At 57.6% G+C, this 17,452-nt stretch carries 29 protein-coding genes; all 29 read right to left on the reverse strand.

The features are described 5' to 3' along the window. Positions 1-115: 115 nt before the first annotated feature. The 29 genes from ABZ728_RS16310 to tuf all read right to left on the reverse strand — a co-directional run bounded on the left by ABZ728_RS16310 (position 116) and on the right by tuf (position 17,434). Positions 116-1,462, reverse strand: coding sequence for a replication-associated recombination protein A (locus ABZ728_RS16310; RefSeq protein ID WP_366657302.1), 1,347 nt, complete (start codon positions 1,460-1,462; stop codon positions 116-118). 146 nt (positions 1,463-1,608) lie between these two features. Further along, the gene (gene rplQ, locus ABZ728_RS16315; protein ID WP_366657303.1) at positions 1,609-2,049 is read right to left on the reverse strand and encodes a 50S ribosomal protein L17; all 441 of its coding nucleotides are present in this window, start codon (positions 2,047-2,049) and stop codon (positions 1,609-1,611) included. 190 nt (positions 2,050-2,239) lie between these two features. Then, positions 2,240-3,259, reverse strand: coding sequence for a DNA-directed RNA polymerase subunit alpha (locus ABZ728_RS16320; protein ID WP_366657304.1), 1,020 nt, complete (start codon positions 3,257-3,259; stop codon positions 2,240-2,242). A gap of 237 nt (positions 3,260-3,496) precedes the next feature. Then, on the reverse strand, positions 3,497-3,892 hold the full coding sequence (rpsK, locus tag ABZ728_RS16325; protein WP_366657305.1) for a 30S ribosomal protein S11: 396 nt from the start codon (positions 3,890-3,892) through the stop codon (positions 3,497-3,499). 21 nt (positions 3,893-3,913) lie between these two features. Beyond that, a complete protein-coding gene (gene rpsM, locus ABZ728_RS16330; protein ID WP_366657487.1) occupies positions 3,914-4,282 on the reverse strand; it encodes a 30S ribosomal protein S13 in 369 nt (122 codons plus the stop codon). A gap of 295 nt (positions 4,283-4,577) precedes the next feature. After that, entirely contained in the window at positions 4,578-5,237 is a 660-nt protein-coding gene (locus ABZ728_RS16335; RefSeq protein WP_366657306.1) for an adenylate kinase, read from the reverse strand. Next, positions 5,237-6,583: a preprotein translocase subunit SecY gene (gene secY / locus ABZ728_RS16340; RefSeq protein ID WP_366657307.1), complete on the reverse strand. Its 1,347-nt coding sequence runs from the start codon at positions 6,581-6,583 to the stop codon at positions 5,237-5,239. The genes ABZ728_RS16335 and secY overlap by 1 nt, the downstream gene beginning before the upstream one ends. Positions 6,584-6,668: 85 nt before the next feature. Continuing rightward, the gene (gene rplO, locus ABZ728_RS16345; RefSeq protein WP_366657308.1) at positions 6,669-7,163 is read right to left on the reverse strand and encodes a 50S ribosomal protein L15; all 495 of its coding nucleotides are present in this window, start codon (positions 7,161-7,163) and stop codon (positions 6,669-6,671) included. Between the two features lie 25 nt (positions 7,164-7,188). Beyond that, positions 7,189-7,386 carry a 50S ribosomal protein L30 gene (gene rpmD / locus ABZ728_RS16350; RefSeq protein WP_366657309.1) on the reverse strand — a complete coding sequence of 66 codons (198 nt, stop codon included), beginning with the start codon at positions 7,384-7,386 and terminating at the stop codon, positions 7,189-7,191. Further along, entirely contained in the window at positions 7,379-7,960 is a 582-nt protein-coding gene (gene rpsE / locus ABZ728_RS16355) for a 30S ribosomal protein S5 (protein WP_366657310.1), read from the reverse strand. Before rpsE ends, rpmD begins: the two co-directional genes overlap by 8 nt. 15 nt (positions 7,961-7,975) lie before the next feature. Next, positions 7,976-8,338, reverse strand: coding sequence for a 50S ribosomal protein L18 (gene rplR / locus ABZ728_RS16360; RefSeq protein ID WP_366657311.1), 363 nt, complete (start codon positions 8,336-8,338; stop codon positions 7,976-7,978). Positions 8,339-8,350: 12 nt separating this feature from the next. After that, a complete protein-coding gene (gene rplF, locus ABZ728_RS16365) occupies positions 8,351-8,884 on the reverse strand; it encodes a 50S ribosomal protein L6 (RefSeq protein ID WP_366657312.1) in 534 nt (177 codons plus the stop codon). A gap of 12 nt (positions 8,885-8,896) precedes the next feature. Further along, positions 8,897-9,295: a 30S ribosomal protein S8 gene (gene rpsH / locus ABZ728_RS16370; RefSeq protein WP_366657313.1), complete on the reverse strand. Its 399-nt coding sequence runs from the start codon at positions 9,293-9,295 to the stop codon at positions 8,897-8,899. Between the two features lie 15 nt (positions 9,296-9,310). Next, positions 9,311-9,616, reverse strand: a complete 306-nt coding sequence (gene rpsN / locus ABZ728_RS16375; protein ID WP_366657314.1) for a 30S ribosomal protein S14 — start codon at positions 9,614-9,616, stop codon at positions 9,311-9,313. 16 nt (positions 9,617-9,632) lie between these two features. Then, the gene (gene rplE, locus ABZ728_RS16380) at positions 9,633-10,172 is read right to left on the reverse strand and encodes a 50S ribosomal protein L5 (RefSeq protein WP_366657315.1); all 540 of its coding nucleotides are present in this window, start codon (positions 10,170-10,172) and stop codon (positions 9,633-9,635) included. Between the two features lie 5 nt (positions 10,173-10,177). Continuing rightward, positions 10,178-10,516: a 50S ribosomal protein L24 gene (gene rplX, locus ABZ728_RS16385; RefSeq protein ID WP_366657316.1), complete on the reverse strand. Its 339-nt coding sequence runs from the start codon at positions 10,514-10,516 to the stop codon at positions 10,178-10,180. Then, positions 10,516-10,884, reverse strand: coding sequence for a 50S ribosomal protein L14 (rplN, locus tag ABZ728_RS16390; RefSeq protein WP_366657317.1), 369 nt, complete (start codon positions 10,882-10,884; stop codon positions 10,516-10,518). Before rplN ends, rplX begins: the two co-directional genes overlap by 1 nt. A gap of 23 nt (positions 10,885-10,907) precedes the next feature. Beyond that, complete coding sequence (rpsQ, locus tag ABZ728_RS16395; RefSeq protein WP_366657318.1) at positions 10,908-11,165, reverse strand: 30S ribosomal protein S17; 258 nt, start codon at positions 11,163-11,165, stop codon at positions 10,908-10,910. 12 nt (positions 11,166-11,177) lie between these two features. After that, on the reverse strand, positions 11,178-11,387 hold the full coding sequence (gene rpmC, locus ABZ728_RS16400; protein ID WP_366657319.1) for a 50S ribosomal protein L29: 210 nt from the start codon (positions 11,385-11,387) through the stop codon (positions 11,178-11,180). Beyond that, positions 11,384-11,806, reverse strand: coding sequence for a 50S ribosomal protein L16 (rplP, locus tag ABZ728_RS16405; protein WP_366657320.1), 423 nt, complete (start codon positions 11,804-11,806; stop codon positions 11,384-11,386). The genes rpmC and rplP overlap by 4 nt, the downstream gene beginning before the upstream one ends. Before the next feature lie 37 nt (positions 11,807-11,843). After that, entirely contained in the window at positions 11,844-12,530 is a 687-nt protein-coding gene (gene rpsC / locus ABZ728_RS16410; RefSeq protein WP_366657321.1) for a 30S ribosomal protein S3, read from the reverse strand. A 1-nt stretch (position 12,531) separates the two neighbouring features. Further along, positions 12,532-12,912 (reverse strand): 50S ribosomal protein L22, encoded by a 381-nt coding sequence (rplV, locus tag ABZ728_RS16415; protein WP_366657322.1) that lies wholly within the window; start codon positions 12,910-12,912, stop codon positions 12,532-12,534. A gap of 2 nt (positions 12,913-12,914) precedes the next feature. Then, positions 12,915-13,193, reverse strand: coding sequence for a 30S ribosomal protein S19 (rpsS, locus tag ABZ728_RS16420; protein ID WP_366657323.1), 279 nt, complete (start codon positions 13,191-13,193; stop codon positions 12,915-12,917). A 12-nt stretch (positions 13,194-13,205) separates the two neighbouring features. Next, positions 13,206-14,033, reverse strand: coding sequence for a 50S ribosomal protein L2 (gene rplB, locus ABZ728_RS16425; protein WP_366657324.1), 828 nt, complete (start codon positions 14,031-14,033; stop codon positions 13,206-13,208). Positions 14,034-14,036: 3 nt separating this feature from the next. Then, positions 14,037-14,363, reverse strand: a complete 327-nt coding sequence (locus tag ABZ728_RS16430) for a 50S ribosomal protein L23 (protein WP_366657325.1) — start codon at positions 14,361-14,363, stop codon at positions 14,037-14,039. Next, on the reverse strand, positions 14,360-14,980 hold the full coding sequence (gene rplD / locus ABZ728_RS16435; protein WP_366657326.1) for a 50S ribosomal protein L4: 621 nt from the start codon (positions 14,978-14,980) through the stop codon (positions 14,360-14,362). The genes ABZ728_RS16430 and rplD overlap by 4 nt, the downstream gene beginning before the upstream one ends. Positions 14,981-14,984: 4 nt before the next feature. After that, positions 14,985-15,740 (reverse strand): 50S ribosomal protein L3, encoded by a 756-nt coding sequence (rplC, locus tag ABZ728_RS16440; RefSeq protein ID WP_366657327.1) that lies wholly within the window; start codon positions 15,738-15,740, stop codon positions 14,985-14,987. 10 nt (positions 15,741-15,750) lie between these two features. Further along, complete coding sequence (gene rpsJ, locus ABZ728_RS16445) at positions 15,751-16,059, reverse strand: 30S ribosomal protein S10 (protein ID WP_366657328.1); 309 nt, start codon at positions 16,057-16,059, stop codon at positions 15,751-15,753. A gap of 181 nt (positions 16,060-16,240) precedes the next feature. Then, a complete protein-coding gene (tuf, locus tag ABZ728_RS16450; RefSeq protein ID WP_366657329.1) occupies positions 16,241-17,434 on the reverse strand; it encodes an elongation factor Tu in 1,194 nt (397 codons plus the stop codon). Between the last annotated feature and the right edge of the window lie 18 nt (positions 17,435-17,452).

Genomic DNA, 17,452 nt, shown 5'->3' on the forward strand with positions numbered 1-17,452 from the left:
ATCGTCATTTTTCTCCGGCTTTCCTGCCGATCCATCCGGCATCGCGGCAATGGATTGGCGTCATCTGGTCTAAGGTGGTGAAGACCCCGCATTGACGCAAGGTTCCCTCGCTCTGTCATTGACCGCTTTCCGGATCGGTCGCCTGGCGGCGCTTGGCCCAATATTCCAGTCGTTTCAGGATCTCCCGCTCAAAGCCGCGCTCGGGCGGCGTATAGTATCGGCGACGCCCCATACCATCGGGAAAGTAGTTCTGACCTGAAAACCCGTCCGGCATATCATGATCGTACTGATATCCTTTGCCGTAGCCGAGATCCTTCATCAGTCGGGTCGGTGCATTGAGGATATGAGCAGGCGGCTGAAGCGATCCGGTTTCCCGAGCATCCGACATTGCCGCTTTAAACGCTGCATATTGCGCGTTCGACTTCGGTGCCGTCGCCAGATAGACCACGGCCTGCGCGATCAACAGTTCACCTTCCGGACTGCCCAGACGCTCAAAGCCATCGCATGCCGTCATTGCCTGCACCAGGGCTTGCGGATCGGCCATACCTATATCCTCCGCGGCAAATCGGATCAGCCGCCGGGCGAGGTAAAGTGCATCCTCACCGCCGGCCAGCATACGGGCCATCCAGTAGAGAGCGGCATCGACGTCGGATCCTCGCAGGCTCTTATGCAGGGCCGAGATGAGGTTGAAATGCCCCTCCTGCCCCTTGTCATAGACTGGCGCCCGGCGCTGCAACCGTTCGGCCAGCACGGCCGGCGTCATCGGCGCTTCGCCCTCATAGCGCAACGCATCTTCGCAAAGCGTCAACAGATACCGTCCGTCTCCGTCGGCCATCGCAATCATGGCGTCCCGCGCATCGGGCGTCACCGGGAGCGGCCGCCCCGCCGTCGATTCCGCACGCGCCATAAGGGTCGAGAGCGCGGTCGCATCGAGACGATTCAGAACAAGCACGCGACTGCGGGACAACAGCGCCGGATTGAGTTCGAACGACGGATTCTCCGTCGTAGCGCCCACCAAGACGATGGTCCCGTCCTCCATCAGCGGCAGAAACGCATCCTGCTGCGACCGATTGAACCGATGGATCTCATCGACGAACAAGAGTGTCGCACGGCCGTCCCGCCGGCGTTCGCGTGCTGCCTCAAATACCTTGCGCAGTTCTGCGACGCCGGAGAAAATTGCCGACAGTGCCACAAACTCGTGCCGAGACCCTTCGGCAAGCAGACGCGCAATCGTCGTTTTTCCTGTGCCGGGAGGTCCCCACAATATGATCGAACTGGCCGCCCGACCGGAGACCATCTGGCCGATTGCCCCCTCCGGTTTCAGCAAATGCTCCTGGCCAACAACATCATCCAGCCGATCCGGCCGAAGCCGATCCGCCAGAGGACGTGGAACTGAATCGCCAAACAGCCCGGGTTCAGTCGGGTCAGCTTCCCCGCCCTTTCTGCGCCTGCCGATGGACATCGCATTCCCCCAGGACTGCCGATAAAGTCCCGCGGCAGTCAAAAGAAACAAGAAAGCCTGACGAATTGGAAGGACGGCTGAACGAGAAAAGGGATAGCCCGGCGATCCGGACTATCCCCACCCGAAATCGAATACCAGAGCCTTGGTCAGGCTGCGGCGTCCTCGTCAGAGTCATCGCCTTCGTCGCCAGTCGGGCCGCTGTCTTTGCCCTTTGCGTCAATATCGCGATCGACCAACTCGATCACTGCCATTGGCGCTGCATCGCCATAGCGAAATCCCGCTTTCAGAACCCGCGTATAGCCGCCGGGGCGGTTCGCATAGCGTGTGGCCAGACTTTCATCACCATCAAACAGTTTCCGGACCAGTACCTCGTCCTGAAGAATCGAAAGAACCTGCCGACGTTTATGAAGCCCGCCCTGTTTGGCGCTGGTGATCAGCTTTTCCACGAATGGACGCAGATCCTTTGCCTTCGGCAGAGTCGTCTTGATCTGCTCATGCTTCAGCAAGGCCACAGCCATGTTGGAAAACATCGCTTTGCGGTGACTACTCGTCCGGTTCAGTTTCCGGCCGCCGTTACGGTGCCTCATCGTTCAACTCCCATACATCAACTGCGTCCCGCAGATTGCGGATTTCGGGCGCCGTCGCCTCTCCTCGAATTAAGTTCCGGTCATCAGTCTCAAATGACCTACCCGACCATTACGAGGATAAAGCTCGCCGGCGGCGGGGCGACATGCCCCTTGCTCACCTACTGACCTCAGCAGATCCAACCTGCCAATCTCAATAAGGCTCTTCCAGTTTCTTGGCCAGATCCTCAATGTTATCCGGGGGCCAATTCGGAATATCCATTCCCAGGTGAAGCCCCATACCGGTCAACACTTCCTTGATCTCGTTCAATGACTTCCGACCAAAATTGGGTGTCCGAAGCATCTCCGCCTCGGTCTTCTGCACCAGATCGCCGATATAGACAATGTTGTCGTTTTTCAGGCAATTGGCCGACCGCACAGAAAGTTCCAGTTCATCGACCTTCCGAAGAAGATTCTTGTTGAACGGAATTTCATCTCGGCTTTCTTCACGCCGGTCGTGCTGCGGTTCTTCGAAATTGACGAACAGCCGCAACTGGTCCTGCATTATCCGTGCAGCCAGTGCCACGCTGTCTTCCGGCGTAACCGCGCCATTGGTTTCCACCAGCAAAGACAACTTGTCGTAGTCCGTATTCTGCCCGACCCGCGTGTTGTCGACCTTGTAAGAGACCTTGCGCACGGGGCTGTAAAGCGCATCGATCGGAATCAGGCCGATCGGAGCGTCTTCTGGCCGGTTCTCCGAAGCCTGCACATACCCTTTGCCCAAACTGACGGTCATCTCGATATTCAACCGGCCACCGGCATCCAGATTGCAAATGACAAGGGTCGGGTCCATAATCTCGATGTCTGGGCCGGTAATGATCTGGCCAGCCGTCACTGGTCCCGGGCCCTCCGCATGCAGCCGAATCCGCTTGGGACCCTCGGCGTGCATTCGCAGTGCCAGAGCTTTCACGTTCAAAACGATATCCGTCACATCCTCACGAACGCCAGGGATGGACGAGAATTCATGAAGAACGCCATCGATCTGAATCGACGTCACTGCCGCACCTTGAAGTGACGACAACAGGATGCGGCGCAACGCATTGCCGAGCGTCAGACCGAATCCCCTCTCAAGCGGCTCAGCGACGACAGTTGCGACGCGTTGCGGATCGGAACCGGAGCGGATATCCAGTTTCTCCGGCTTGATCAACTCTTGCCAATTTTTTGCTAAAGCCACGTTCGTCCTCATCTCGCCTAACATGCCGCGCCAACCCCCGTGAACCGCAGTATCCGTCCGACCGGGTATACTCCCGCAAAATCGACAACTGACCGGAATTCACGACGATCGTCGCCCCAAAGCCAAAAGGCCGACAACGGGCGCAATCCCGTCGCCGGCGTCCGATCCCATCCGTCTCGCCCCATGGCGATGTGAAGCGATATCTCGGATCGGTGGCCGATGGTTCGTATTCGTCGACTAGACCCGACGCTTCTTCCGAGGCCGAACACCATTATGCGGGATCGGCGTCACGTCCCTGATCTGAGTCACCTGAAACCCGACGGCTTGCAGCGCCCGCAAGGCACTTTCCCGCCCGGAACCAGGACCCTTCACTGTGACATCCAGAACCTTCATGCCGTGTTCCTGGGCCTTCCGACCGGCATCTTCCGCGGCCATCTGGGCGGCATAAGGTGTCGACTTCCGTGACCCTTTGAAACCCATTCCGCCTGCGGACGACCACGAAATGGTATTTCCCTGGGCGTCGGATATGGTGATCATCGTATTATTGAAGGTGGCGCTTACATGCGCGACACCCGACGTAATGTTCTTCCGTTCCCGTCGACGAAGACGGGTGCTGGCTGCTGGCTTGGCCATGACCTGAGCGTCCTTCTGACTTTACTTCTTCTTACCGGCGATCGGCTTCGCGGGACCCTTGCGGGTACGCGCATTGGTATGCGTCCGCTGCCCGCGAACGGGTAGGCCGCGACGGTGCCGCAAACCACGATAGCAGGCCATGTCCATCAACCGCTTGATGTTCATCGCCACTTCCCGCCGAAGGTCCCCTTCGACACGATGATCGCTGTCGATCGTCTCGCGAATGCGGACCAACTCGTCTTCGGTCAGTTCCGAAACCCGGCGTTCGCTCGGAATAGACAGAGCGCTGCAGATCTTGTCGGCCGTTGTGCGGCCTATCCCGTGTATGTAAGTTAGTGCAACGACCACCCGTTTTTGGGTGGGAATGTTGACGCCAGCAATACGTGCCACGCCGTTTCTCCTATGCTCGTGACCACCTTCGGAAGCCCCGCTGCCTTGATTACAGAAGCAATCAATGGCCTGCGCTTCCGGGTTTGTCGTCTTATTGGAATCGATATCGACCACTCGCAGCCTGAATGGGGGCGCAGGCGGGGCCTAATGGCGCCCATTCCTCCACACCCGGGCCCGAGAAGTTGGCGGAGTATAGCGGCACTCTGCGGCGAGTCAACCATACCAATCGCGACGCTGTTCGGAGCCCTATGGTCAATGAATAACAACCCGCAATCGTTACATATCGTCACCGACGTTAAGCAAGTTTCTCCTGAGGGAGGCAGGCGACGATCTGCGAGAACACCTCGTCCATCGAAGCCATGCCATCTACCGCCTTGAGAAGTCCTCGCTCTTGATAATAGGGAAGAATGGGTGCCGTCTGATCATGAAAGAGCTGAAGCCGTGCTCGAACGGTCTCTTCGGTATCGTCTGCTCGACGATCGAACTTCGTACCGCCACAAACGTCACAAACGCCTTCGACCTTGGGGCGATGGAAGAAATCATTGTAGCCCGCGCCGCAGGAAGCGCAGGTAAACCGGCCAATGACCCGTTTCACGAGGGCTTCATCATCCACAGCCATTTGAATCACGGCATCCAACATCAGCCCTTTGCGGGCCAACATTGCATCGAGACTTTCCGCCTGCGCAACGGTCCGCGGAAAACCGTCAAGGATAAACCCGTTGCGACAATCCGGCTGGTCGATTCGATCGGCAATCATCCTGACCATGATTTCATCAGAAACCAGTTCGCCAGCATCCATAACCGCCTTGGCCTTCAGGCCAACCTCGGTTCCTTCGCGGACGGCCGAACGCAACATGTCGCCGGTCGATAACTGCTTTAAGCCAAAAGCCGTTTCGAGCCGTTTAGCCTGCGTTCCCTTGCCCGCTCCAGGTGGGCCCAGAAGGATAAGGTTCATTAGCGTCTCCCTCGTAACTTCGCCTTCTTGATCAGACCCTCATACTGATGCGCCATCAAGTGCGAATGAATCTGCGCGACAGTGTCCATCGTCACAGTGACGATAATCAAGAGGCTTGTTCCTCCAAAATAAAACGGTATCGAATATTGCGAGATCAAAATTTCCGGAAGGAGGCATACCAAAGCAAGATACAGCGCTCCAACCGTCGTCAGTCTCGTCAACACATAATCGATATAAGCGGCGGTATTTTTGCCCGGTCGGATCCCGGGGATAAACCCTCCATACTTTCGAAGGTTCTCCGCGGTTTCTTCGGGATTGAAGACAATGGCCGTATAAAAGAAGCAGAAGAAAATGATCAGCGCCATGTACAGGGCTATGAACAACGGCTGACCGTGCTCCAGAGACGCAGCGATCGGCTGGACCCAGCCGCCGGCCGCATCGGCGCCCGAAAAGCCAATCAGCGTCGCCGGTAACAGCAGGAGCGCCGACGCGAAAATCGGCGGAATGACGCCTGCAGTATTCAGTTTCAGCGGCAGATGGCTGCTTTCACCGCCAAACATCCGGTTGCCAACCTGCCGCTTCGGATACTGGACAATCAGACGTCGCTGTGCGCGTTCCATGAACACAATGAACGTAATAACAGCCACAACCATCACCAGCATGAACATTATGAACAGCGTGGACAGCGCACCGGTACGGCCAAGCTCCAGCGTACTCACCAGTGCTCTCGGCAACTCCGCGACGATCCCGGCAAAGATGATAAGCGAGATGCCGTTTCCAACACCTCGGCTGGTGATCTGCTCACCCAGCCACATCAGGAAGACGGTACCCCCGACAATGGTAATGACCGTCGTAAGACGGAAATACCATCCGGGATCGATCACGGCCGACGCCCCTGTTGCGGCCCCCATTCCTTCCATACCGACCGCCAGGCCATATGCCTGAACCGTCGCCAGCGCCACAGTCCCGTACCGGGTGTACTGGTTGATCTTCTTCCGACCGCTTTCACCCTCCTTCTTGAGCTGCTCGAGCGTCGGGTTCACGGCAGTCATCAATTGCATAATAATGGATGCAGAAATATACGGCATAATATTAAGTGCAAAGATCGACATCCGCCCCAGCGCGCCACCGGCAAACATGTCGAGCATGCCCAGAATGCCGCCCGCTTGAGCGCTGAAGAGCTGATCCAGAGCGACCGGATCGATTCCGGGTATCGGCACATAGGTCCCGAAGCGGTATATGATCAACACGCCTAGCGTGAACCATATCCTCTTTTTGAGTTCGGTTGCCTTTGCAATGGCACCGAAGTTCAAATTGGACGCCAACTGTTCAGCGGCTGATGCCATGATGACCTCTAGTCCTTAACGCGGCAAGGCCGGAACACGAACGATCCGGCCTTGCCAATTCCAACCGTTGCCAGGTTCGACACCGTCACTCGGCAACTGAATCGATTTTCTTCGACACAGCAGTGACAGTTACCGCACCACCCGCCTTCTCGACGGCTTCGATGGCGCCTTTGGAAGCACCGTCCGCCGAAATGGTAATCTTGCTTGTAACTTCACCTTTCGCCAGCAGACGAAAAGCAACTTCCTTCGGGCGAAGAAGTCCGGCGGCCTGAAGAGCTTCGACGTCCACGGTCTTTGAAGCGTCGAGTCGACCTGCATCCAGCGCTTTTTGAATCGAGCCCAGATTAACGATCGGATACCGGCGGGAAAAATTCGCATTGTTGAAGCCGCGTTTCGGCAGACGCCTGTAGATCGGCATCTGGCCGCCTTCGAAGCCGCTCATTGCGACACCGGACCGCGACTTTTGTCCCTTGACGCCACGCCCGCCGGTCTTGCCCTTGCCGGAACCGATACCTCGGCCGACGCGGATCCGGTCACGAGTAGCACCCGGATTGTCCCGGAGTTCGTTCAACTTTACCATTTTCAGTCTCCTGTCGCCGATCCGCTTAAATAGCGGATTCGACTCGCACCAAGTGCTTCACCTTTTCGATCATCCCTCGAACCGCCGGCGTATCTTCCAGTTCACGGGTTCTCTGCAACTTATTGAGGCCGAGACCGATCAAGGTTTCGCGCTGATCCTTGCGCCTGCCAATCGGGCTACCGGTCTGCGTCACCACCACGGTGCCGACGGATTTATCACCCATTGCTCGCCTCCGCAGCAACAGCATCGCCGCCTGGTTGCGGCTCCCGCTTGCCGATGATTTCACTGACCCGCTTGCTACGGCGAGCCGCTACCATTCGAGGGCCCTCAATCGCTTTAAGCGCCTCGAAAGTGGCCTTTATCATGTTGTGCGGGTTAGACGATCCAAGTGATTTCGCAACGACATCGTGAACGCCGAGCGCTTCGAAGATCGCACGCATCGGCCCACCCGCGATCACGCCGGTGCCCTGTGGCGCCGATCGAAGAACGACGTCTCCGGCACCAAACTGCCCCACCATATCATGGTGGAGTGTCCTGCCCTCGCGCAGCGGGACGCGAATCATGCTGCGCTTCGCCTGTTCGGTCGCCTTGCGGATGGCCTCCGGTACTTCCCGGGCCTTGCCCGATCCGTACCCGACGCGACCGCGCCCGTCACCGGCGACAACCAGAGCAGCGAAACCAAATCTGCGACCGCCCTTGACCACCTTTGCCACGCGATTGATGTGCACCAGCTTTTCGATGAGCTCGGCATCATCACGGTCGCGGGAATCTCTGTCTTGTCTTGGGTTGCGTGCCATGCGCCCAAGCCCTCCCTAAAAGTCCAGACCGGCGTCGCGCGCGGCATCTGCCAGCGCCTTCACCCGGCCGTGATAAATGTAACCGCCTCGGTCAAAAACAACCTGCTTGACGCCCGCCGCCGTCGCCCGTTCGGCAACGAGTTTGCCGACCGCTGTCGCAGCGTCCTTGTCGGAACCACGCGTCAGCGCTTCCCGCAAATCCTTATCCAGAGACGATGCCGCCGCAACGGTGCGGCCATGAACATCGTCGATAACCTGGGCATAAATCTGCTTGTTTGACCGAAAAACCGAAAGCCTCGGACGATCGCTTCTTTTCCGTGCAAGCTTGGCGCGTTGCCGCATCCTTCGCCGCAGGACCAACTCCCTTGAACTTAGCATGACAACGGCCCCCTACTTCTTCTTGCCTTCTTTGCGGAGAATCCGCTCATTGCCGTATCGGACACCCTTACCCTTGAAGGGCTCCGGCGGACGTTTGGCGCGGATTTCCGAGGCAACCTGACCAACAACCTGCTTATCGGCGCCACTGATGGCCACTGACGTCGGCTTCTCACAGGCAATCTTGATGCCTTCGGGAATCGGATAGCGAACCTCATGGCTATAGCCGAGGTTCAGAACCAGATCCTTGCCTTGGACAGCTGCACGATAACCGACGCCGGTGATCTCGAGCGTCTTCGTGAATCCCGTATCCACGCCCGTGACGATATTCGCAATGCGCGACCTACTGGTCGCCCACATCGTCTTGGCCTTCTTGGAGGACTCCCGCGGCTCGACGACGATCAGATCGTCCTCTCTCTTGATCGACACGTCATCCGTCAAATCGACGCTCAACATGCCGAGCTTACCCTTCGCCGATACAGACAGGCCGTCGATTGTTACTTCGACACCTGCCGGGACCTTAATGGGATGCTTACCAATTCGCGACATCCGGCACCCCCCTTAGAATACCTCGCAGAGAATCTCGCCGCCAACATTGGCAGCGCGAGCCTCTGCGTCGGACATGACACCCCGTGGGGTGGATACGACAGCAACGCCTAGGCCGTTGTAAACCTTCGGCAGTTCCTTGATCTTCTTGTACACACGTCGGCCTGGCTTGGAAACGCGGCCAATCCGCCGGATCACTGCTGTACCGTCATGATACTTCAATTCCACCGTCAGCGTACGGACGCCTGCCCGTTCCGCCGTCTCCGAATACCCACGAATAAAACCTTCACGCTTCAGAACTTCGAGCACGTTCCTGCGAAGCTTTGATGAAGGGCTTGCTACGGTCGTCTTGCCGGCCCGTTGTCCATTGCGGATTCGGGTCAGCAGATCGCCCAAAGGATCGCTGAGCTGCATTCTACCGGCCCTCCTCTACCAACTGGCCTTGACCATACCGGGTATCTTGCCATCAGATGCAAGTTCCCGAAGCGCAATTCGGCTCACCCGAAAGCGCCTGTAAAAGCCCTTTGGCCGACCCGTGACTTCGCACCGGTTATGCACGCGCGTTGCAGAACTGTTCCGTGGCATCTCCGCCAGTTTCAAACTGGCAGCGAACCGCTCTTCCGGTGGCAGCTTTTTGTCCTCTGCAATCTCTTTCAGCCGACTACGTTTGGCAGCATATCGCTTCACCATTCGTTCGACTTTCTTGTTCCGCTCAACGGCAGATTTCTTGGCCATTACGTCTCTCCGGCACTCAGTTGACGAACGGGAAGTCGAACTTCTTCAGAAGCGATCGCGCTTCCGCATCGGTCTTCGCCGTCGTTACGATGATGATGTCCATCCCGCGTACATCGTCGACTTTGTCATAGTCGATTTCGGGAAAGACGATCTGTTCCCTGATGCCCAGAGAATAGTTACCGCGACCATCGAAACTGGTCGGTCTCAGACCTCGAAAATCGCGCTGCCGAGGCAGGGCGATCGTAACCAGCCGATCAAGAAATTCGTACATCCGGTCACGGCGCAAAGTTACCTTTGCCCCGATCGGCATACCCTCGCGCAACTTGAACGTCGCAACAGAGCGTTTCGCTTTTGTGATGAGCGGCTTCTGTCCGGAAATCGCTGTAAGTTCGGATACCGCGACGTTCATCTTTTTGCTGTCGGCGGCAGCTTCGCCAACGCCCATATTGATCACGATCTTATCGAGCCGCGGCACTTCCATGGGGTTCTTGTAGTCGAACTCCTTGAGCAGATCCGGCACGATCTCGCTTCGAAATTTGTCCTTGAGCCTTGCCATGATCCTCACCGATCAATCATTTCGCCGGACACTTTCGCAAATCGAACTTTGCGACCGTCCTCGAGGGTCTTGTATCCAACGCGCGTCGGCTGATCCGTCTTCGGATCAATATGCGCGACGTTCGATACGTGAATCGTCGCTTCCTTCTCGACGATTCCCCCTTGACTGCTCGGACTTGGACGGGTGTGGCGCTTAACCATATTCACGCCCTGAACGACAAGCCTTTCGTCCTTGGGCAGAACCTTGAGGACATCACCGCGCTTGCCCTTGTCGCGACCGGCCAGAACGACAACCTTGTCGCCCTTTTTGATCTTGAATTTCACCTTCGTGTCATCCTGCTTCATCACAGCACCTCGGGCGCCAGCGAAATGATCTTCATGAACTTCTTGGCCCGAAGCTCGCGAGTCACCGGTCCGAAGATACGGGTGCCGATAGGTTCATTCTGCTTGTTCAGCAGAACGGCTGAATTGGTATCGAACCGGATGGTCGATCCGTCCGAACGAAGCAGTTCCTTGGCAGTGCGAACGATGACGGCACGGTGGACGTCACCCTTCTTCACCCGGCCCCGCGGAATGGCATCCTTCACAGAAACGATGATAACATCGCCGATGCCTGCCGACTTCCGCTTGGACCCGCCAAGAACCTTGATGCACTGCACCCTGCGCGCGCCGGAATTATCGGCCACTTCCAGGTTCGTCTGCATCTGGATCATGAATTATGGCTCCTCAAAAACAATCAGGCGCCGACGGATTCGGCACTCTGCCGACCCGAAACGACTGCCCACTTCTTACTCTTGGAAACAGGTGCACATTCGATAATCGACACCTCGTCGCCAACCTTACACGAATTGGTTTCATCATGCGCGTGAAACTTCTTACTGCGCTTAATGAACTTCTTATACACCGGGTGCATGATCCGACGCTCGACAGAGACGGTGACCGTCTTGTCCATCTTATCAGATACAACTTTCCCAGTCAGGACGCGCCTTGGCATGTCTTATCCCCTTTAGCTCGCCGCGGCGACAGCCCGGCCACGCTCGTCCAACAGCGTTTTGATCCGGGCAATGTCACGGCGAATGACACGGACACGCGCCGTATTTTCCATCTGACCGGACGCCTTCTGGAACCGCAGATTGAATTGCTCTTTCTTGAGCGCGACCAACTGATCGTTCAATTCGTCCTCGCTCTTCGTCCGAAGATCACTGGCCTTCATCACTCGACCTCCTCACCCAGTCGAGCAACGAACCGCGTATCAACCGGAAGCTTCGACGACGCTAATGCGAAGGCTTCCTTGGCGAGCACGCCAGGCACGCCGTCCAGCTCGAACATCACTCGACCCGGCTTAACACGGCACATCCAGTATTCTGGACTGCCCTTCCCCTTACCCATACGAACTTCGGCCGGTTTCTGCGAAACCGGGACATCCGGGAATATACGGATCCACACTCGACCTTGGCGTCGGATGTGACGGGTTATGGCCCGTCGCGCCGCCTCGATCTGACGTGCGGTCACGCGCCCGGGAGAGACGGCCCTGAGCCCGAAAGCTCCGAAATTCAGGTCCGTACCCCCCTTGGCGACGCCCTTGACCCGTCCCTTGTGCGCCTTCCGAAACTTGGTGCGCTTTGGACTCAGCATCGTCGTTTCCTCTTATGCAATCGGCGTAGACGCCGCCTCAGTTGCTACGGCCGCCGCTATTCTGATCGGTAAGCCGTTTGTCCTGGGCCATGGGATCGTGGGCCATGATTTCGCCCTTGAAGACCCAGACCTTGACCCCACACGTCCCGTATGTCGTTTTCGCCGTCGCTGTGCCATAGTCAATTTCGGCACGAAGCGTGTGCAACGGAACACGCCCTTCGCGATACCATTCGGTCCGGGCGATTTCAGCGCCGCCGAGACGACCGCCGCAATTAATCCGGATACCAAGCGCACCGAGCCGCATTGCGTTCTGAACCGCGCGTTTCATGGCACGCCTGAATGCCACTCGCCGCTCAAGCTGGTTCGAGATGTTCTCGGCGATCAGCCGTGCGTCGATCTCCGGCTTGCGGATCTCAACGATGTTCAGCGACACATCCGAACCGATCATCTTCGACAGTTCCAGGCGGAGCCGCTCGATGTCAGCCCCCTTCTTGCCGATGATGACGCCGGGGCGAGCGGTATGAATTGTCACCCTTGCGCGCTTGGCTGGCCGTTCTATCACGATGCGGCTGACACCCGCTTGGGCGACCCGCTTGTGCAGAAACTCGCGAATAGCACGATCTTCATGCAGCAGCTTGGCATAGTCACGGTCAGCGTACCAACGCGAATCCCACGTACGGTTGATGCCGAGTCGAAGACCAACCGGGTTGATTTTCTGTCCCATATTATACGGTCTCCTCACGTTCCCGAACAACGATTGTCAGGTTCGACCATGGCTTCACGATCTTGCCGACACGTCCCCTCGCCCGGGCCCGAAATCGCTTCATGACCAAGCTCTTACCGACATAGGCCTCCGAAACATAGAGCCGATCGACATCCAACTGGTGATTGTTTTCTGCATTGGCGATCGCGGACTCAAGTACCTTCTTAACATCACCTGCGGCGCGGCGCTTGGAGAAGCTAAGGTCGGTCATCGCACGAGCGGCTTCCTTGCCACGGATAAGACGGGCCACCAAATTGAGCTTGCTTGTACTGCCGCGAATCTGGCTACCACGGGCTACGGCCTCGCTTTCGCCAACGCGTCGTTCTGCCTTTGGCTTGCCCATCCCTACTTCCTCTTCGCCTTCTTGTCCGCCGTGTGCCCGTAATACGTACGAGTCGGTGCGAACTCACCAAACTTATGGCCGACCATATTCTCGTTCACCAGCACAGGTAGAAATTTGTGACCGTTGTGAACGCCGAAGGTAAGGCCTACGAAATGCGGCAAAATCGTCGAACGCCGAGACCAAATCTTAATGACCTCGTTGCGGCCGGAATCCCGAGCCGCCTCCGCCTTTTTGAGCAGATAACCGTCGACGAACGGCCCCTTCCACACGGAACGCGCCATCTTCCGTCTCCCTTACTTCGCCTTGCGCCGACGAACAATGTACTTGTCCGTGGCCTTGTTGCGTCTGGTCTTGTGGCCTTTAGTGGGTTTGCCCCACGGCGTGACCGGATGTCGACCGCCTGATGTCCGACCCTCACCGCCACCGTGCGGATGGTCGATCGGGTTCATGGCAACGCCGCGAACGGACGGCCGTTTGCCAAGCCACCGCTTTCGTCCAGCCTTTCCGAGACTGGTATTCGACTGATCCGGATTTGAAACCGCGCCAACCGTCGCCATGCACTCGCCTCTGACCACACGCAGTTCGCCGGAGGCAAGCTTAACCTGCGCATAGCCGGTATCCCGGCCAACAAGTTGAACATAGGTTCCGGCGGCGCGAGCGATCTGCCCGCCCTTGCCAGGCTTCATCTCCACGTTGTGAAGAATCGTACCGACCGGAATATTTCTAAGCGGCATCGCGTTGCCGGGTTTAATATCTGCCCGTTCCGCGGAGATAACCTTATCGCCGACCGAAAGCCGCTGAGGCGCAAGAATATAAGAGACTTCACCGTCACCATACTCGATGAGCGCGATGTAAGCAGTCCGGTTGGGATCGTATTCGATCCTCTGGACAACTGCTTCGACGCCCTGCTTCCGGCGCTTAAAATCCACCAGCCTGTATTTTTGCTTGTGGCCACCGCCGATCCGCCGTGCGGTTACGCGCCCGGTGTTGTTACGGCCACCACTTTTCCCCAAGCCACTCGTCAGCTTCTTAACCGGTTTGCCCTTATAGACATCCGATCGATCTACAGTGACGAGCTGTCGTCTGCCCGGTGTTACCGGGTTATGCTGTTTCAGCGCCATGCGTCAAACCCCCGTCGTCACGTCGATGGAATGCCCTTCGGCCAAAGTGACGATCGCTTTCTTCTGATCGGACCTCTTCCCAGAAACGCCCTTAAACCGCTTGGTCTTACCCTTTTGTACAAGGGTGTTGACGGCCGTGACCTTTACGTCAAAAAGCGTTTCTATAGCCTGTTTGATCTCGGGCTTGGTTGCTTCGGGCGATACACGAAATGCCACTTGCCCATGTTCAGACATCACTGTCGATTTTTCAGTGATGATTGGCGATCGGATCACGTCGTACATCCGTTCCCGTGTAATCTTCGGAAACTTGCGAATACCGTTCGTTTTCATGACAGACGAGCCTCCAGCTTCTCAACGGCGTCTTTGCTTAAGACGAGCGTTTCGCGACGCAGGATGTCATAAACGTTTGCGCCCTGACTCGGCAGAACGTCGATGAACGGAAGGTTCCGAATGGCCAGCGCAAAAGCTCCGTCAATCTCTTCACCGCCGATGAAAATAGCGGATTTGAGCCCGAGCGCCGCCAACTTTTGCCGCATGGCTGCAGTCTTGTGGCTGTCTGCGGCCAACCGATCCAGGATGAGCACCTGTCCTGCTTTCACCTTGGACGAAAGAGCAGTCTTCAACGCCAGCGCCCGAACCTTCTTCGGCAGATCGAATCCATGATCGCGCGGAGTCGGTCCGAAGACTACGCCACCACCCCTGAACTGCGCGACGCGAAGACTGCCGGCGCGAGCCCGTCCGGTACCTTTCTGGCGCCAAGGTTTTTTCGTGGTGCCGGCGACTTCACTGCGACCCTTCACCTTATGGGTGCCAGCCCGCCGTTTCGCCAATTGCCACCGTACCGCGCGGTGAAGCAGATCCTTCCGGACATCTACACCAAAGACCGCATCGCTCAAGTCGATCTCGCCGGCCTCGGTATTGTCGAGAGTTTTGACCGTTACCTTCATCGTCTCAGTTCCCGCTCTCTGTGCCGGCAGCCGACTCGGCAGGTTCGCTGGAACCATCCGATTCACCGGACGTGGTGCTTGCCGATGCCTTGCGGACCGCACCGGGGCGAGGAGCCGCATCAGGCAGGGGCCGCTTAACAGCGTCACTTATAAAGACCCAGCCGCCCTCGGACCCCGGGACAGCGCCACGAACAAGGACCAGACCCCGTTCCACATCTGTCGACACAACGGAAAGATTCTGAACCGTCACTCGCCGATCACCCATGTGGCCGGCCATTTTCTTGCCCTTGAAAACCCGGCCCGGATCCTGATTCTGACCCGTCGATCCGTGCGCTCGGTGAGACACAGATACACCGTGCGATGCCCGAAGACCGGCGAACCCATGCCGTTTCATCGGACCGGCAAATCCCTTACCGATCGATGTGCCTGTCACATCGACAAACTGGCCTGGAACAAAATGGTCCGCCGTCAATTCGTCGCCGACATCCAGCAATTCGTCATCGCCAACCCGGAACTCACAGACTTTCCGCTTTGGCTCGACAAGAGCCTTCGCAAAGTGTCCGCGCATCGGCTTGCTAACGTTCTTGACCTTCGCTTTGCCTGCGCCGAGTTGAACAGCGGAATAGCCGTCATTTTCGGTACGCCTGACAGCGATCACCTGACATGAATCGACTTTAAGAACCGTTACAGGAACATGAACGCCCTCGTCAGTGAAGACGCGCGTCATACCCACTTTTTGCGCAATAATTCCGGAACGCATGTCGCCCCCCTTAGAGCTTGATTTCGACATCCACGCCGGCCGCAAGGTCGAGCTTCATCAGCGCATCGACCGTCTGCGGCGTCGGATCGACGATGTCGAGCAAACGCTTGTGGGTGCGGATCTCGAACTGCTCACGCGACTTCTTATCGATGTGCGGCGACCGCAGCACGGTGTAACGCTCCATCCGAGTCGGAAGCGGTATCGGGCCGCGCACCTGGGCGCCGGTCCGCTTTGCCGTCGAAACGATTTCGGACGTCGACTGGTCCAAGACCCTATGGTCGAACGCTTTCAATCGTATCCTGATATTTTGACTGTCCATTACCTGTCCTGGTTTGTCTGTGAGTGCCGAGAGGTCCCCGCCGATTGACCGACGGATACATCGCGAACAGTCGACCTCAAACGAAAATGCATGAGGGAAGCCGGCGCCTTATACACGCCGACGTTCCCGCATGCCAGAGCAAAAGTCCGTCCCCGCGCAAGCGGGGCCGAACCAGTAACACTTATTCGACGATCGAAGCGACGACGCCGGCGCCAACGGTACGGCCGCCTTCGCGGATTGCGAACCGAAGGCCTTCATCCATCGCGATCGGCGCGATCAGTGTCACTTCCATCGACACGTTGTCCCCCGGCATGACCATCTCCGTGCCTTCCGGAAGGGTCACGCTGCCCGTCACGTCCGTCGTTCGGAAATAGAATTGCGGCCGGTAATTCGAGAAAAACGGCGTGTGGCGACCGCCCTCTTCCTTGGTCAGAATGTACGCTTCGGCCTTGAACTTCGTGTGCGGCGTGATCGAGCCCGGCTTCGCCAGCACCTGGCCACGCTCGACATCTTCACGCTTCGTCCCGCGAAGCAGTGCGCCGATGTTGTCCCCCGCCTCGCCGCTGTCCAGCAGCTTGCGGAACATCTCAACGCCGGTGCAAACCGTCTTGACCGTCTTGTGAAGGCCGACAATCTCGACCTCTTCACCCACCTTGACGATCCCGCGCTCCACACGCCCCGTCACGACCGTGCCACGGCCCGAAATCGAAAACACGTCTTCGATCGGCATCAGGAACGGCAGGTCCTTCGGACGCTCAGGCGTCGGTATATACGCGTCGACCTGCTTCATCAGCTCAAGAATGGCTTCCTTGCCAAGCTTGTCGTCCGTGCCCTCGATCGCCGCCAGCGCCGAACCCTTCACGATCGGAATATCGTCGCCTGGGAAATCATACGAACTCAGCAACTCGCGGATTTCCATCTCCACAAGCTCAAGCAGCTCTTCGTCATCCACCTGGTCGCATTTGTTCATGAACACCACCAGACCGGGAACGCCAACCTGGCGTGCCAGAAGGATGTGCTCACGGGTCTGCGGCATCGGGCCGTCCGCCGCCGAAACCACCAGAATCGCACCGTCCATCTGCGCCGCACCCGTGATCATGTTCTTCACGTAGTCGGCGTGGCCAGGACAGTCCACATGCGCATAGTGACGCGCATCCGTCTCGTATTCCACATGCGCCGTCGAAATCGTGATCCCGCGCGCCTTCTCTTCGGGCGCCTTGTCGATCGCGTCATACGCCAGATAACTGCCGGAACCGGATGACTCGAACAAAACCTTCGTGATCGCCGCCGTCAGCGTCGTCTTGCCGTGGTCAACGTGACCGATCGTTCCTATGTTCGCATGCGGCTTCGTCCGCTCAAACTTTGCCTTGGCCATGTTATCAAATTCTCCGTT

This window comes from Fodinicurvata sp. EGI_FJ10296 (assembly GCF_040712075.1).
GTDB lineage: Bacteria > Pseudomonadota > Alphaproteobacteria > DSM-16000 > Inquilinaceae > JBFCVL01.

Bases quoted from the DNA above. Each gene is read 5' to 3' on its own strand.
- ABZ728_RS16430 (WP_366657325.1), bottom strand. From the start codon at position 14,363: ATGAAAACGAACGGTATTCGCAAGTTTCCGAAGATTACACGGGAACGG.
- ABZ728_RS16335 (WP_366657306.1), bottom strand. From the start codon at position 5,237: ATGAACCTTATCCTTCTGGGCCCACCTGGAGCGGGCAAGGGAACGCAG.
- rpsC (WP_366657321.1), bottom strand. From the start codon at position 12,530: ATGGGACAGAAAATCAACCCGGTTGGTCTTCGACTCGGCATCAACCGT.
- rplD (WP_366657326.1), bottom strand. From the start codon at position 14,980: ATGAAGGTAACGGTCAAAACTCTCGACAATACCGAGGCCGGCGAGATC.
- rpmD (WP_366657309.1), bottom strand. From the start codon at position 7,386: ATGGGTGATAAATCCGTCGGCACCGTGGTGGTGACGCAGACCGGTAGC.
- tuf (WP_366657329.1), bottom strand. From the start codon at position 17,434: ATGGCCAAGGCAAAGTTTGAGCGGACGAAGCCGCATGCGAACATAGGA.
- rplC (WP_366657327.1), bottom strand. From the start codon at position 15,740: ATGCGTTCCGGAATTATTGCGCAAAAAGTGGGTATGACGCGCGTCTTC.
- rpsQ (WP_366657318.1), bottom strand. From the start codon at position 11,165: ATGCCAAGGCGCGTCCTGACTGGGAAAGTTGTATCTGATAAGATGGAC.
- rplR (WP_366657311.1), bottom strand. From the start codon at position 8,338: ATGCTAAGTTCAAGGGAGTTGGTCCTGCGGCGAAGGATGCGGCAACGC.
- rplV (WP_366657322.1), bottom strand. From the start codon at position 12,912: ATGGGCAAGCCAAAGGCAGAACGACGCGTTGGCGAAAGCGAGGCCGTA.
- rpsN (WP_366657314.1), bottom strand. From the start codon at position 9,616: ATGGCCAAGAAATCTGCCGTTGAGCGGAACAAGAAAGTCGAACGAATG.
- rplE (WP_366657315.1), bottom strand. From the start codon at position 10,172: ATGGCAAGGCTCAAGGACAAATTTCGAAGCGAGATCGTGCCGGATCTG.
- rpsE (WP_366657310.1), bottom strand. From the start codon at position 7,960: ATGGCACGCAACCCAAGACAAGACAGAGATTCCCGCGACCGTGATGAT.
- rplF (WP_366657312.1), bottom strand. From the start codon at position 8,884: ATGTCGCGAATTGGTAAGCATCCCATTAAGGTCCCGGCAGGTGTCGAA.
- rplQ (WP_366657303.1), bottom strand. From the start codon at position 2,049: ATGAGGCACCGTAACGGCGGCCGGAAACTGAACCGGACGAGTAGTCAC.
- rpsK (WP_366657305.1), bottom strand. From the start codon at position 3,892: ATGGCCAAGCCAGCAGCCAGCACCCGTCTTCGTCGACGGGAACGGAAG.
- ABZ728_RS16310 (WP_366657302.1), bottom strand. From the start codon at position 1,462: ATGTCCATCGGCAGGCGCAGAAAGGGCGGGGAAGCTGACCCGACTGAA.
- rplX (WP_366657316.1), bottom strand. From the start codon at position 10,516: ATGAAGCAGGATGACACGAAGGTGAAATTCAAGATCAAAAAGGGCGAC.
- rpsH (WP_366657313.1), bottom strand. From the start codon at position 9,295: ATGCAGCTCAGCGATCCTTTGGGCGATCTGCTGACCCGAATCCGCAAT.
- rplB (WP_366657324.1), bottom strand. From the start codon at position 14,033: ATGGCGCTGAAACAGCATAACCCGGTAACACCGGGCAGACGACAGCTC.
- rpsJ (WP_366657328.1), bottom strand. From the start codon at position 16,059: ATGGACAGTCAAAATATCAGGATACGATTGAAAGCGTTCGACCATAGG.
- rplN (WP_366657317.1), bottom strand. From the start codon at position 10,884: ATGATCCAGATGCAGACGAACCTGGAAGTGGCCGATAATTCCGGCGCG.
- rpsS (WP_366657323.1), bottom strand. From the start codon at position 13,193: ATGGCGCGTTCCGTGTGGAAGGGGCCGTTCGTCGACGGTTATCTGCTC.
- rplP (WP_366657320.1), bottom strand. From the start codon at position 11,806: ATGCTGAGTCCAAAGCGCACCAAGTTTCGGAAGGCGCACAAGGGACGG.
- secY (WP_366657307.1), bottom strand. From the start codon at position 6,583: ATGGCATCAGCCGCTGAACAGTTGGCGTCCAATTTGAACTTCGGTGCC.
- rplO (WP_366657308.1), bottom strand. From the start codon at position 7,163: ATGGTAAAGTTGAACGAACTCCGGGACAATCCGGGTGCTACTCGTGAC.